Consider the following 14,644-nt stretch of genomic DNA (forward strand, 5'->3'; position numbering starts at 1 on the left):
TCAAATCATCTTTATAGATTCATAGAACTTTTACCAATTTAAGGCCACTGCAGCTTTTTCCCGATAATGCTGAATACTGCCCAGATAATTTTCATAGTACCGCGCCCGCTTTAAATAAAGCTGGCAATCAAGTTCCTCCGTGAATCCAATTCCGCCATGGATTTGGATGCTATGAGAGGCTATGCGAATATAAGCTTCCGTTGTAAAAGCACGGGCGCTGAAAATAGCCGCTTCCCGATCCGCCGCATTTGTTTCAAGTGCCCAGGTGGCGTAGTAGCTTAACGACCTGGCCGTTTCTAAATCTGTTTTCATATCGGCGATTCGGTGTTTGATTGCTTGGAACCGGCCAATCGGCTGACCAAATTGAACGCGAATTTTTGCATACTCTGCCGTCATTTCAACTAGACGGTCCATCCCGCCAATCATCAGTGAACACAGGGCTGCATTGATATGGAGCAAACCCTCCTGTAAAATGGACCAGCCTTGATTGATTTCCCCTAATACGCAGTCAGTCGAAACAATAACTTTTTCAAACGTGACTTCAGCTAACATCCGGGTTTCATCAAAGCTTTTTTGCTTACGAGTTTTCACCTTGATTTCATCCCTGTCCACTAGGACTAAGGATAACCCTTCCCCATCTGTTCCGTCTGAAGTCCGTACAAGTAACAAATACGTATCAGCAGTTTCCCCTTCAGGGACTGACGATTTTGTTCCATTAATGACAAGTGAGGTTCCTTCGATTGAAGCAGAAGTCTGTACTTCATTGGGATGATAGCCTCCCTTTGGCTCTAACCAGGCCAGTGTCACCGTTCTTGAACCTGTTGCGATCTGCGGCAAATACTTTTGCCTTTGCTGTTCTGTCCCGTACTTTTCGATTAAAGGAACCGAAAATGCAAGCGTTTCCAAATAGATCCCAGGTAAATGGGCGCGCCCTAATTCCTCGAGAACTGGAACCAAATCTAGGGATCCCAGTTCAGCCCCTTCATATTTCTCCGGAATGGTAATGGCCGTACAGCCTAGCCCCGCTAGACCCGCAAGTGCTTTCTCTAATGATGATCCGTCTCCCCTGATAAAATCACGGGCAATTTGGGTTGATCCATTTCCATCTAGAAATTTTCGGACAGAGCTTCGAAACATTTCCTGTTCTTGACTCAATGAAAAATCCATTTTTCCCGCACCTCCTCTTTATTAACGTCCCATATCCTTCGGTAAGCCGAGGATTCTTTCGGCAATCGTATTTCTTTGAATTTCACTTGTTCCGCCGCCAATCGTCATTCCAAATGAATACAGGTAATTTTTCTGCCAAGATGAATCCATGATCGCATCTTCTTTCCACAATACGCCCTGGTGTCCATGCAAGGTAAGGGCGTAAGAGAACATTTCTTTGGTCAATTCACTTACGAGGAGTTTATCCATTGAACCTTCCGCGCCAGGATAACCTCTCTTAAGCGTTGTTGTTAAATTGCGATAATAGTTTAATTGTGCTCCGCGGTTACGTGTATAAAGGTCAACCATCTTCTGGCGGACTAATGGGTCTTTAATTAAAGGACTTCCATTTTCTTGGAGCTCTTTTGCCAGTTCTACAAAATCCCCAAATTGCTGTTCCAACGTAAACAGCTGTGCCCCAATCCCTGTCCGCTCGTGCATGAGCAGGGTAATCATGACCTTCCAGCCTTCGTCGATCTCGCCAACAATATCTGCATCATAGGCAACGGCGTCATTGAAATACACTTCATTAAAATCATGTTCCCCATCCATTTGGATGATTGGTCTTGTTTCTACACCAGGCTGGTGCATATCAACTAAAAATACCGTGATCCCTTTTTGCCTTTTCTCATGATTAGAGGTTCTTGCAAGCAAGAAACATTTGTCTGCCAAATGGCCAAAACTTGTCCATACCTTTTGGCCATTAATGATCCAGCGTTCTCCATCCTTCACTGCCGTTGTTTTGATGGCAGTAAGGTCTGAACCTGCGTTGGGCTCCGAATATCCTTGACACCACACTTCTTCCCCGGTGAGCATTTTCTCGATGTATTTATGTTTTTGTTCCTCTGTTCCTATTTGAATCAAGGTAGGACCAACCATATGGATGCCAACGTAATTAATCAGGGGAGGTGCTTTTACCCGAACCATTTCCTGCTGATAGATAATTTCTTCCATTAAGGTTGCGTCACGTCCGCCGTATTGTTTGGGCCAAGCAATAGCCGCCCATCCACCTTCATATAACTTTTTCTGCCAATTTCTTAAAAACTGTGAATACTCCCGATTGTCTTCAGGTAGGGCTGTTTTCCCCTCTAACCAGCCCTCAGGTAAATTTTGCTCCAGCCACTCCCTTAGTACAGATCGAAATTTTTCTTCTTTTTTTGTAAAAGAAAAATCCATACAGTCCTATCCTCCTCTTGGATTCTTTTTATAAAACTGCTTTCCACTGTGGAAGTGCTCTGTCTTCCGTGATATCAACCCAAACCATTTGAACAGGCATCCCGATGTTTACAGCTTCTGGTCTGCATTCAAGAATATTTCCAATAATCCGTACACTTGGTGCCTTCTCCAGCTCAATGATCGCGATGATATGCGGAATTTCATCCTGAAAACCGGGTAAAAAAGGCCGGTAAGAAACAACGTAGGAATAGACTGTCCCTTTAATATCACTGCCAAGGTTTTCCCAACTAAGCTCCGTACTGCCGCACTTTGCGCAGCTTGGACCTGGTGGATGGGCATATTCCCCGCAGCATTCACACTTTTGCAAGCTAAGTTCATGGCAATCTGCCGCATCCCAATATGGATGGTTATCATGATTTTTTAACGGAATTGGTCGTTGATAACTCATAAAAATTCCCTCCTAGTTTTTCAGAATCATGGCACCGGCCATATCCGGACCAGCCCAGCCAGTACAAATTCCAATTTCACAATTTTCTACTTGACGATCTGTTCCTTGGTACTCATGGCGGATTTGCCTTACGATTTCAAGGACATTATTCATGCCATGTGTATAGCCTTCGGATAACATGCCTCCCGCGGTATTGGAAGGAAGTCTGCCTCCCATTTTCAAGTGTCCGTCTGCGACAAAATCACCTACTTCGCCTCTCGGTGCAAATCCATATGCCTCAAGCTGACGCAGGACAACCCAGCTATAGCAGTCATAAATGGAGGCCACCTGGATATCTTCTGGTTTCACTCCCGCCATTTTGAAGACTTCAGGGGCCACATAATCCGATGCCACTTGGGATAAATCGGACCAATAATGGGTGTGGGGGTGACATTGCCGCCCCGAAATTCCCATAATATAAACAGGTCTTGACTTACAATCCTTTGCTCTTTCAGCAGAAGTAACGATTATGGCATTCGCCTCATCTGATTCAAGACAAAAATCATGTTTGTTAAACGGGTACACTAGATCAGGAGTGTTCAAATATTCTTCCATCGTTAGCGGTTTGCCATTGAAAAAGGCCTTCGGATTTCGCTGTGCATGTTCATAAAAGCTGACACATACATGGCCCAGATGCTCTTTGGTGATGCCTGTCTCATGCATATGCCTAGTGGCAAATAAGCCGAACCACTGACCAGGACCTCCTGCCCCGTAAGGAATAATAAAGCTTCCACCGTCAATTGCGTTTTGAAGCAGATTCATATCCCAGCCGCCGCCGCCCATTCTTACACCAGAACGGCCATTCATGGAACGGTAAATGAGTACGGTATTTAACATTCCAGCTTCAATCAATCCAATGGCATCGGCAATTAACATCTCTGTACTGCTGCCGCCGCCGGTAATATCCTTGACATACTTCGGTCTGACCCCTAAATAAGTGGCCAACTGATGGGAAGTACAGGAATCATTTTCATGGTAGCTCATGAATCCATCGATTTCCTTCGCACTTATTCCAGCATCAGCAATGGCAGCACGAGCAGCGTCCAAAGCTAGGTGCAGCGGACTTCTCCCCGAGTTTTTTGACCGTTCACTTTCTCCTACACCAACAATGGCATAACGGTTCGATATATTCCCCATGTAAAAAACCTCCTATCATTCTATTAAGCAACCATTTTCAGTAAAATTTTAAAACCGCTTGGCCAGAACCAACTGTTTCTTCTGAAGACTTTGCAGCTGTTAATGACAAGCTGACATACTTTTTGCCTGCCTCTTCATATAACTCTTTAACCACTGCGGAACAGGTAATCACATCGCCTGGCCGGGTCATTGCCCCAAAACGCATTCGGAATCTGGTTGTTTCAGCATTGGTTCCTGCAAGCTTCATTACATATTCTCCTAAAAATCCCATGACTAGCATACCGTGGGCAATCACCCCGTTCATGCCAATGCTTTTGGCAAACTCATCGTCTGTATGAAGTGGATTAAAATCACCTGATGCCCCGGCATATTGAACTAATTGCACCTTGGTAACCGGTTCTTTTGTCAACGGTTCAAGCACTTGCCCTTCCTTAAGTTCTTTATATTCCAACATGATGAAGGTCCTCCTTTCATCTGGGCAACGGTCGATAAACAATGTTCATTCGGCTAATGACGACCATTTCTCCCGCTTCATCCTTCATTTCCGTGTCAATGACCAAAAACTGCATCGTACCGCTTTTGCCTTCTTTTTCGTATAGATCTGTCACTTTCATTTGGCAGGACAAACGGTCTCCCGGGCGAATGGGCTTGTAATAAATAAACTCTTGTTCACCATGCAGCATGCGGCGCTCATCTAGTGTAAGCGGCAAGCCGCCTCCCTCTGAACTGATCGCTACTGGAAACGTTGGAGGTGCGATTAACCCACCATAAAACGTATTTTCAGCATAATTCTGATCAGTATATAAAGGATTCCGGTCACCTATCGCATGGGCAAACTGGCGGATATGACGTTTTTCTACTTCAAAACTGAAAACCTCCCCACTAACACCGACGATACTTTGATCGAGATTCACCATTATCACTTCCCATTCGGTTAATTATTTGCTGAATATTTGTTATATTCATAATTTTAGTTATGCCGGACCATAGAGACAATGTAGGTTTTTATAAAAAAAGCGCTTATTTATTGTAAGGAATTCCAATGTCCAACATGCCTTAGGCATGCTACTAGCAGCAGATATTAAAAGTTACAAGCAAACGAAAACAGGAGAGGGGGGGCCCTTCTCCTGTTTTAACTTTCTAGTATTCGGTTGATACTCTTAAATAGCAGGCAAGCTGAAGACGAAGGACATTTTCGGTATTTTCAAAGGATAACTGTAAAATCTCCTCAATTTTTTTCAAGCGGTGATAGAGCGTATTGATATGAATATGCAATTTCTTGGCAGTTTGGGCAGCCGATCGATTACACTCAAAATAGGTCAATAACGTCTGTTCCAACATATTATTCCCTTGATTGGAGCGAAGCGGTTCAAACACGTCCTTTACGTAACGGTTGAGTTCATCTCCATTTTGATTGATAAACAGCCGATTGACACCAATCTCGGAATACTCGATCACCCCAGACAACTTACGGGATTTTAAGTAGGAAAGAGCATTTTTTGCTTCCTTATAGGATTTGTCAATAGAAGGAAGTCCATTATAAAGTGACCCTATTCCCACACCTAATTCAATGTGATTATTCTTTGTCCAATCCCCTAATAATTTACTAAGCATTTTCTTTATCACCGCAAAGTGGGACGGTTTTGATACCCCAGCCAGTAAGGTTACTTCATTGTTATAACCAAACACCGTTTGGATATAGGGGGATAGTTCCGTTTTAATTTGAGCAATCAATCGATGAACATGTGCTTCGAGAACTTGCGGCTCTGTAAAATCATAAAACTGAAAAATAACAGAAACCAAATCCGAGTTTTCTTCGATTCCCAGCTCTCTTGCTTTCAGTTGGAGCAGTTCCATATCTTTTATTTGGAGAATTTCATTAAATAATTCCCTCTTCTTTTTATAATAGAATTCTACTAAATTTTGCTTTTTCACTAATTCTAGGGCAAGTATTGAATGGCCTTGCTCTAGTGTTATTTGGTCGAGCTGGCTGAGCTGTCTTTGGGCCCGGATGATCAAGCAGCCGAGAATGACATTTCCCGTGCGAATTGGGTATAGATAATGACTTCCATACTGTGATTCACTTACATTATAATGGATGTTTTCACCCAGTGCTGCCAAGTAATCACATAACTCCTTGTAGGCTTTATGATCAGGGAGCCCTTTTGTTTCAGGTATACTCTCATTTTCAATCAAATCTATGAAAAAGATTGGCAAATTAATCATCCGCCTCAATTCCTGAATCACCTTTTTTGCTCCCATATTTTGAAGGGAAAGATTCGTAAGGGTGGTATGAATGTCATCCCTTTTGACCAATAACTCATTTTGTTTTTTAAGATCAGTAAAAAGTCGTGCATTCCTCATTGCAATCCCGAGCTGTGAGGTAAAACCCTGAAGTAATTGTAAGTCTTGTTCGGTCAGCAACGTTTTCGTCTTAATCTGGCATAAGATCATCACACATTCTACCCGTTCATCGATGATAATGGGTGCTGTCACCATGGATTTCACATTTCTAGGGAAATCAAGGTTAAAATCCCAATGCCGGCTATTTTCAATGGAAGTTCTCCAAATGTCATCATTCATCTCTGACAAATCGGTAAATAATTTTGGAACCTTCAATTTAAAGGTATAACCCACGAAACCTTCATCCACGCCAAACTGCATCTTCCGGATCCCTGGTACCACATTACCGACAGATGCCTTACATACATAGCGATTAAGGCCTGGGTCATAAAACCATAATGTTCCTAAATCCGCATGAGGGATGACATCCATCGTATTGGCAAGAATGGTGGAGTGTAAATCCTCTATATCCAGTACCGAGGTCGTATGACGGATGCTTTCCACAATTTTATCAATTTTATATTCGCTTGTTTTCAAGGCATAGTTGGCATAACAAGGATACAGTAAATGAAAGAGTAATTGAAAATCATTAGAATTGATGGTAATGGGTTGAAATAGCAAACGATGATTTGGTAATTACCTGGATAGTTGAAAGATAGGTAGGTTTTATTGTCTTGAATCGATTGAGACAGTTCTAAAGAGGAGATTTGTTGTGTAAGTTCCCCGCTGCCCTCGATACTTGTATCAATAATAATGAAATTGGGCATTCCTGGTGCAGTTAACCAAATTTGATAAGCGGTTTGTATACCTATTTGTCTCAGAAATGATTGGAAGAAGGTTCGATTAAACATTTCGCCCTGCTTACTAGATAATCGGCAAGCAGGATGTCACACCCTTTCATAAGTATTGAAAAAAGGAGTACTATAATTCCATATTTTTATATTATAATGGCCTTCCTTGTAATAGCAAGAATACTTTCTAAAAATTCAATTTATATCGTTGTTTGGGTTCCAAAGGGAAGTCTCCCCTGCAAGAAACCCATTACGATCAGTTTTGAAGGCAGTATACACTGGAAAGTTTCCTCTTGTCATTCGGGAAAAACACAATAGCCTGTTTCAGGGTCCTTTTTCCTAATAAACTAGGACAATAGCATTATATGGAAATAGGAATATTGCTGGTTAGAGTTTATTCTTCTATAATCTGATTATTGGTAAATTATTTTAATTTGGTCGTTCTCAATCTTTTTTGATAAAGGGTGTGAAATTTATTGTCCTCGAAAATTATTATACATACGGATGTTGTGAAGCAATCAATTTCCGAATTAGACAAAGGCGTCGCCAGGTTACTTGATGCCCAGAGAGAGGCAGCTGGAGTAAGACATGGTCTCGACCCGAGAGTATTAAGACGAAATGCGATTAGTTCGAGATTAAACGCAGTAAGTGCCTCAATTGGGGAGGTTGAAAACAAAGTAAATCAACTGAAATCCTTTGTATCCAGCTCAGTGAGCCAATATAAAGCAGTTGAGTCCCGTTTGAATCAATCGGCGGATGCCCTTGAGGAAGAATTAACAAAGCTCGTAAACAATCATACTGCCAGTAACACATATGAGCTTTATAACAACACGGTCGGCCGGTTGCAGGATTTTTTACATGCGATGCAATATTCTGCTGGAGCTGGTGTTCTTCATCTATTAGGATTTACATTTCCCAAGGTGGATAATTTATTATACCGCTTTGAGCTGGCAGATGAAGTCATGATTGGAAAAGCAAAAATACCGGTTGGGAAAGCGATTAGGGGAATTGAAAATTCAAAGCTTAACTTTTTAGCGAGGGTTTTGGCAAAGCCCAAGACCCTACTAGGTTTTTATAAGGATAAATCATTGGCGGATTTGGTTTATAAACGATTTACGCACCTTTTTCCTAAAGATTTAGTCAATCTAAGCAACAATATGGCATTGTTTAAGAAAGACCTTTCTCGGTCTGCCACCAGCATTAAAAGCACACTAAATGCTGTCAAAACCCACGCAGGATCGATCGTAAAGTCATCCTTGAAGGTCGGCAAGGCCAACGCATTAGCCGCTTTTGTGATCACGGCAGGAACAGAGGCAGTCGGTGCCGGGATCAAAATAACTGAAAACTACTCCATCTATCGCGGAAATGTTGAAAAACTGAAGGAAGAAAACGCCAAGGTTGTTGGACGCGCGGTTTACAAGACCGGGGTCGTAACCGCAACCTCAGTTGGAGGAGCGGTGATTGGCGGCGCTATCGGAAGTATTGCCGGGCCAATCGGTACCGTAGCGGGAGCAAGTATTGGCGGCTTCATTGGCAGCTGGGCTGGGGATAAGATTTGTGATAAGACACCAGCTTTCGTGGATAAAGCCGCACTGCATTTTAAAAATGGCATTTACAAGGGAACAGAGGCCATCGCTTCGGGAGTGGAAAAAGTGAAGGATGGGTATCACGCGGTGAAGGATGGATACAATGCCGTAAAAGACCACGCTGCCAATCTATTAAATAGCTCGAAAAAGTTCCTTGGAGGATTGTCGTTTGGCCATTAGGAGGAAATCATGAATCAACTATCATTATCTATTGAAGAATTAATTTATTGCTTTTACTCGGAAGGGTTTTTTGAGCAGGGCAATGCGCTCAAGCAGGTCTATTTTGGCGATTTAGATGACGAGAAAATGGACCTTCTCTTGCAAATCACCTGCAGGTCCTTACTTGCGAAAAATGTATTATCCTATAAAGATCATAAATTCACCCTGATTCCGGAGCTGTCTGAGGTGATTTCAATCCTTAATTTTTCCGAACTGTCGATAAAAGGCTCACGGCACTCTGCAGCTGCAGAGGAAGAATCTTTATCCTTTCATTTTGGAAAAAATCGTATTATCCAACATGTCCTGCAATATGACGAACAGGTACATACCTTTACGTCTGTCGAGTTAGATGAGGTATCCCGCATTCTTGGGGAATTTTATCATGTGGGGACGGAACCTGTTTTAAGTGACTCCTCCTGTTCACTGACCCAGGAAGAGTTTGAGGAGCTTCTTTCCATTTTGGAAGATAATAACAAACAATTTGACCGCCCAACGTTTCACGGTGAAAAAGAACTTTTTTACAGGATATTAAAGGAAACCAACGGGCTGCTTAATACGCTTTTGTTCCTAGAATTTAATGACCAGAAGGAACCGGTAGCCAAAAACGTGGTGATGTTCACCAATAAACAAGAACAAAATTGGCAGATTGAAAAAACGGATGGCCTTTTTAATGTGAAACCATGTAATCAATCCATGATTCAGCGATTACTGGAAGAGAATGTAATGGTCTACCAAAAACGATAGAAAAGGAACCTTCTTATGGAAAATAATATAAAAGTAACAAACGGGAAAGTGGAGATTGTGTTTTTGCCAATTTGGGCAGGATGTATGGTGTTTGGGACAGGTTTAATGACACTAGCGGGGTTATTTATTCTCTTCTATATCGTACCGGATTCTAGTATCGCAAGAGCTTTTGCCGGAATTATCATCGGCATTCCAGCCACCCTATTTTTTGCCACGAAATTATTACAACTTCTTTCTGCGATTTTAGCTGGAAAAACATTAATCGCCATTGAAAACGGAGTCGTAATAGGCAGGAAAAACCAAGTAGCCATCCAAGACATTAAGGACATCTATTGGAGTGGACTTTCCTTCAAGATACTAAATATCCATACCACCAACAATAAACGAATCAAACTTAACACCTACAACTTGTTGTCGGAGGACGTCATTGAACACGCCATAGAAACCTACATCATTCCTCAGGCCACACCTGAACTAAAGAACAACTGGGAAAAGCGGGTGAAGCAGGGGGACGGTTCTCCTGCATCAAAATAAAATACAGCAACCGCTCTTTTAGCCCTTTTGGGAGGAAGATGAAAGAAATCGCTGCACATAACATAAAAAGGCACAACGAGCATTTTACAGCTTGTTGTGCCTTTTTGCGTGCCTCTGCTCCATGGTTTTTAGTAAGGAGATTTGGCGCCTAGGTATCTAGTTTTCCAATAGGTTGATGTCATATCGGAGATGACAACGCCTGTAGATGCTGCGCTAATGAATTTGTTGTTTCCAAGGTAGATTCCTACATGGGATGGTCCGACTTTGTAAGTTTGAAAGAAAACTAGGTCGCCCACACTTGGTGAACTTACCGGTGTGGTTGCATCCCATTGGGTTGCTGCTGTTCGTGGCAGACTGATTCCCACTTTATCAAATACATATTTGGTATAGCCACTGCAATCAAAACCGTCTGGCGTGTTTCCTGCCCATTTATATGGAGAACCGATATATTTCTGGGCTTCTGCTATCACATCGTTCACAACAGAAGCTGATGATGCTGCTGCAGGTTTTTGGGCTGCCTCAGTTGCTGGTGCAGGGCTTTGAGCAGCTTCAACTGGTGCAGCTGGCGTTTTAGCAGCTTCGGTTGAACCAGAAGTTTCCGGTGCTGGCTCTGTTGTTTTTGTGTTGGATGGTGCAGGTGTAGCTGCCTGTGCCTGTGTACTAGGTGCAGCCGCCGGTTTTTCGGCTGGTGTGGCCGCTGATGCTGCAGTACTAGATTGAGCTGGTGCTGGTTCCGTTGTTGGCACACTGGATTCAGCTGGTGTCGCATTTGGTGCCGCTGGTGCTGGGTTTGTTGTGGTTTCACCTGAAGCAGCCGGTGCATTGGCCTCTACTGTATTTTGAACTGCAGGGGCTGTTACCTCTGTTTTTGCTTCTGACACTTCCCCTGTTGTGGCACCTGAAGCGGCCGGGGTTGTTGCATCAGAAGTTACAGTCGTATCTCCACTATCTGCAACATTGGTTTCCGGAGTGCTTGCTGCTGTTGTAGCAGAAGCAGTTTGTTCAGAATCCGACACAACGTTGCTGCTTACATTTAACGATTTTCCAGCATATATAGTATCAGAGGTTAATTGATTCATAGATTTAAGTTGAGATACAGTTAGATTAAACCGCGCCCCAATTTCAGAAAGAGTATCGCCCTTCTGAATCGTATAAGAAGAAGGACTTAAGTCTGATTCTGCCATTTTCAATTGTTGTCCTACTTGTAGGTAACCAGAAGTTATCCCATTCAAGCGTCTTAATTCACTTACGGTTGTCCCATTCTCTTTGGCAATCTTCCAAAGACTATCCCCTTTTTTAACAGTATAAGTAAGGGAAAGTTTTTGATTGACATAGATGGTATCGGTTTTAAGAGCATTCCACTCTTTTAATTGATTAATAGACAAATGACTGGTTTGAGCAATTTTCCAAAGGCTGTCTCCTGGATGAACCGTGTATGTGGGTTCTTCTGCACTGGCTGTGGCTCCAAAAGCAGTAAGGACAAGCCCAGCCGCGGCTGCTGCTGTTACTACATTTTTCTTCACTTCTTATATTTCCTACCTTTCCTTAATTTACTACAATAGACATATTAATGCTTTTTTCGACAAAAGAACATCCGCCAAAAGTGGTAGTTTGATAGGAATCTATTAAAGTAAATGATGAAAAAGTAGAACTTTAGTTAAAGATAAAAATGTCTAAATGGGAATCTGGCTTACTTCTTTGCACATTAACGCTTTAGCAGAGTGGGGGACTGTCCCCCACTCTGCTAAAGTACTGCATTGCTGCAAGAATAAAGTTGGTGACCCGGCCTATTATCTATACAGTGAATTATTTCATGGTGAAAAAAATATCCAGCTACCGGAAAAATATTTTCTGGTAACTGGATACCTCCTATTAATCTTATATAGTTTTATAAAATTCTATACATACTAGCTAAAATTGAATATACTTTTTTGGGTAAGTGCCCCCATGTTTCAATTAAGGGAGACACTTATTTTAAACGAATGGCCACGACTTCTGCAAAGGATGAGCCATTCGTGGCTTCAATCACTAATCTAATGGCTTCCGTTTCAATGGGCTGTTCTAGTTGAAATTGTCTTCTTCGGGTATGATTTTCTTTTTCTGTGACAATCACCTGCCATTGGTCATTGATAAGGGCCTCGATTCTAAAATCCTTCACCAATTCTGGGAAGGCCTCGAATGGAGTTCGTTTGTCATGCAGGTTATTTAAATCTTCGTTCACATCATTATTAAAGACCACTTGTATTTCAGAAACAGCTCGTGTTTCAGGCAGCTTCAGTTCTAGCCATTCTTCTTTCCCTTCTTCCAATTTAGCGGAAGACCACATATTTGGGCCGCCATATGGGCGAAGAAAGCCGTTTAATACCTGCTCTGGTCTAAAAGCACTCGTTTCATCATGCAACCGAATACAGAAATGATCACGGCCGATTGGCTTTTGGCTCCATTGGACAATTAACTGTTCATTGTTGATGGCTTGAAGCAGTCGCGATATATTGGCCGATTTTTCACGTATAAATCCAAGTGTCCCTGTTTGTGGCGCTGCAGACTGGTGAACAGCTACAACCGGATTCTCCCGAATAATGATAAAGGCATTTTGCGGTTTATTAGGCTTCCATGGGAGTTCCGCTGTTACCCATTGCTTTTCCCCTTTTGGAACAGCTACCTTATCACTCACCTGCAGGACATTGGGAATGTAATTTTCTAAACGTCCCGTATCCCACAACTCAACCTTGATCTCCGTCTCCTCTGACGAATCTACTAAAATATCAACTTTCGTGATACTCGGATTAACTGGCATGATGAGGCCAATATCATTCGTTAATGGCATGGCCTGCTTAGACGCCGGCAACGAAATTTCTGTAAGATAACTTGAAGCCTCCACTGTTGCTCCCGTTGTTAAGTCCTGTTCATATGGAATACCTAGAATGGCAGCATCGTTCCAAAGGAGTTTCTGCTGTAACTCGGCCATATGATTTTGATAGATCTCTCGAGGGGTAACTCCTTTTTCTACAGCCAATGCAGCACCTGCACCCACTGCTTCGCCCATGACAGAACAAGTACCCATGACCCGGGTTGCACCAAAGGCAACATGTGTAGCACTAATATTTCTTCCAGCAAACATTAAATTGTTGACGTTCTTAGAGTATAAGCTTCTAAATGGGATTTGGAAATTGCCATCCGTGCAGAATAATTTTGAAATATACTCGCTGGCGTACATTCCCTCTGGTGGATGAAGGTCAATGGACCAGCCTCCAAAGCCGATATTATCTTCAAACGTACTCTGGTTTACTAAATCATTCTGCGTTAATATATAATCCCCTACAAACCGGCGGTATTCGCGTTTTCCTGGAACGCTGCCCACCCACTCAAGTGTCATATTCTCTGCATCGAACTCACCTGAATTTTTGATAAAGTCCCAAATCCCGTAAATGACAGACCATAATTCGTCCCGTATATGTTCATTATCATAAAGTGTATCTAAATGCGCCTCTCCGCCCCATTCGATCCACCAATAGTAACAGCCATTGTCACCTGCTTTAAAAACACGCTTCATAGGAATCGGTGTTTTAGTAATATCCTGGGCAAAGCTAGGTGCAACAAATTTGACAGGATGGCCAACATCCTTCGTATAAAAGAACATCGTACTACCTAACGTGATATTATCTGAGACCTCAGGTGCCCACTCTTCATGAAACTCATCAAATGATTCACGGCCTATACGATATTTAGCCCCTGCCAGAAAACCAACAAATCCATCCCCAGAGCAATCCAAAAACATAGGACTCTCAAATCGAATCTTGCGTTCAGATCCCATCATGAAGCCGGTCACCGAATGAATCTGCCGGTTATCTTCATCACCATCTGCTTCCACCTCATACACATTTGTATTTAAGAAAAGCTGAATATTCGGTTCACGGCGGACTGCTTCCAATACGACTAGGTCCCAGTAGTATGGATTCCCATCCGGATTTAAGAATTGATTTTCTGTTAACATCTCGCCAATAATCCCTGTTTCGCGGGCATAACGGTTTACCCCTAAGCCCGTGGCCCCTAACACCCATACGCGGATTTCACTACTGGAATTTCCGCCAAGAACAGGTCTGTTTTGAACAAGTGCAACCTTTTTTCCCAATCTTGCAGCGGAAATGGCTGCAGAAACTCCAGCTAATCCTCCACCTACAACTGTAATATCCGATCGAACCGTTTCGTGTCTCATCCTAACGCTCCCCTATAGTTTTATTGCACATAGCCAACATGTACGGAAAATTAAGTTGATCGATAGGATTTCCTTACCTCCATCAACATTAATTTATTTCATTATAGACAGCATATTTAACTAATAACATGCACTATATTAGTCATATTTCATATATTCTCTTTCATAAAAATTGAATAAGGTAATCCGTTAGCTGATAAGTAAT

At 42.4% G+C, this 14,644-nt stretch carries 13 protein-coding genes; 3 read left to right on the plus strand and 10 right to left on the minus strand.

Annotated elements, in window-relative coordinates; all coding sequences use genetic code 11:
• Positions 1-30: 30 nt before the first annotated feature.
• The 8 genes from BN2425_RS11785 to BN2425_RS22515 all read right to left on the minus strand — a co-directional run bounded on the left by BN2425_RS11785 (position 31) and on the right by BN2425_RS22515 (position 7,200).
• Positions 31-1,167 carry an acyl-CoA dehydrogenase family protein gene (locus BN2425_RS11785; RefSeq protein WP_042459429.1) on the minus strand — a complete coding sequence of 379 codons (1,137 nt, stop codon included), beginning with the start codon at positions 1,165-1,167 and terminating at the stop codon, positions 31-33.
• Between the two features lie 21 nt (positions 1,168-1,188).
• Positions 1,189-2,382: an acyl-CoA dehydrogenase family protein gene (locus BN2425_RS11790; protein ID WP_042459432.1), complete on the minus strand. Its 1,194-nt coding sequence runs from the start codon at positions 2,380-2,382 to the stop codon at positions 1,189-1,191.
• A gap of 28 nt (positions 2,383-2,410) precedes the next feature.
• The gene (locus tag BN2425_RS11795; protein ID WP_042459435.1) at positions 2,411-2,830 is read right to left on the minus strand and encodes a Zn-ribbon domain-containing OB-fold protein; all 420 of its coding nucleotides are present in this window, start codon (positions 2,828-2,830) and stop codon (positions 2,411-2,413) included.
• A gap of 12 nt (positions 2,831-2,842) precedes the next feature.
• Positions 2,843-4,006: a thiolase C-terminal domain-containing protein gene (locus tag BN2425_RS11800; protein ID WP_042459438.1), complete on the minus strand. Its 1,164-nt coding sequence runs from the start codon at positions 4,004-4,006 to the stop codon at positions 2,843-2,845.
• 37 nt (positions 4,007-4,043) lie between these two features.
• The gene (locus tag BN2425_RS11805) at positions 4,044-4,460 is read right to left on the minus strand and encodes a MaoC/PaaZ C-terminal domain-containing protein (protein ID WP_042459441.1); all 417 of its coding nucleotides are present in this window, start codon (positions 4,458-4,460) and stop codon (positions 4,044-4,046) included.
• Positions 4,461-4,476: 16 nt separating this feature from the next.
• Positions 4,477-4,920, minus strand: a complete 444-nt coding sequence (locus tag BN2425_RS11810; RefSeq protein WP_195891930.1) for a MaoC family dehydratase N-terminal domain-containing protein — start codon at positions 4,918-4,920, stop codon at positions 4,477-4,479.
• A gap of 226 nt (positions 4,921-5,146) precedes the next feature.
• Positions 5,147-6,886: a helix-turn-helix domain-containing protein gene (locus tag BN2425_RS11815; protein ID WP_154663498.1), complete on the minus strand. Its 1,740-nt coding sequence runs from the start codon at positions 6,884-6,886 to the stop codon at positions 5,147-5,149.
• Positions 6,883-7,200, minus strand: a complete 318-nt coding sequence (locus BN2425_RS22515; protein ID WP_154663499.1) for a hypothetical protein — start codon at positions 7,198-7,200, stop codon at positions 6,883-6,885. Before BN2425_RS22515 ends, BN2425_RS11815 begins: the two co-directional genes overlap by 4 nt.
• 416 nt (positions 7,201-7,616) lie before the next feature.
• On the opposite strand from BN2425_RS22515, the gene BN2425_RS11820 reads away from it, so the two are divergent.
• Genes BN2425_RS11820 through BN2425_RS11830 form a run of 3 tightly spaced genes read left to right on the plus strand, consistent with a single transcriptional unit; the run spans position 7,617 to position 10,223 of the window.
• Positions 7,617-8,906 (plus strand): hypothetical protein, encoded by a 1,290-nt coding sequence (locus tag BN2425_RS11820; RefSeq protein WP_052352847.1) that lies wholly within the window; start codon positions 7,617-7,619, stop codon positions 8,904-8,906.
• 9 nt (positions 8,907-8,915) lie between these two features.
• Complete coding sequence (locus BN2425_RS11825; protein ID WP_052352848.1) at positions 8,916-9,689, plus strand: hypothetical protein; 774 nt, start codon at positions 8,916-8,918, stop codon at positions 9,687-9,689.
• A 15-nt stretch (positions 9,690-9,704) separates the two neighbouring features.
• Positions 9,705-10,223, plus strand: a complete 519-nt coding sequence (locus BN2425_RS11830) for a DUF5381 family protein (protein ID WP_042459449.1) — start codon at positions 9,705-9,707, stop codon at positions 10,221-10,223.
• Between the two features lie 128 nt (positions 10,224-10,351).
• On the opposite strand, the gene BN2425_RS11835 is transcribed toward BN2425_RS11830, so the two are convergent.
• Positions 10,352-11,746, minus strand: coding sequence for a C40 family peptidase (locus tag BN2425_RS11835; RefSeq protein WP_042459451.1), 1,395 nt, complete (start codon positions 11,744-11,746; stop codon positions 10,352-10,354).
• Positions 11,747-12,192: 446 nt separating this feature from the next.
• Entirely contained in the window at positions 12,193-14,439 is a 2,247-nt protein-coding gene (locus BN2425_RS11840; RefSeq protein ID WP_042459454.1) for an FAD-dependent oxidoreductase, read from the minus strand.
• Between the last annotated feature and the right edge of the window lie 205 nt (positions 14,440-14,644).

Source organism: Neobacillus dielmonensis (assembly GCF_000612665.1).
GTDB lineage: Bacteria > Bacillota > Bacilli > Bacillales > Cytobacillaceae > Neobacillus > Neobacillus dielmonensis.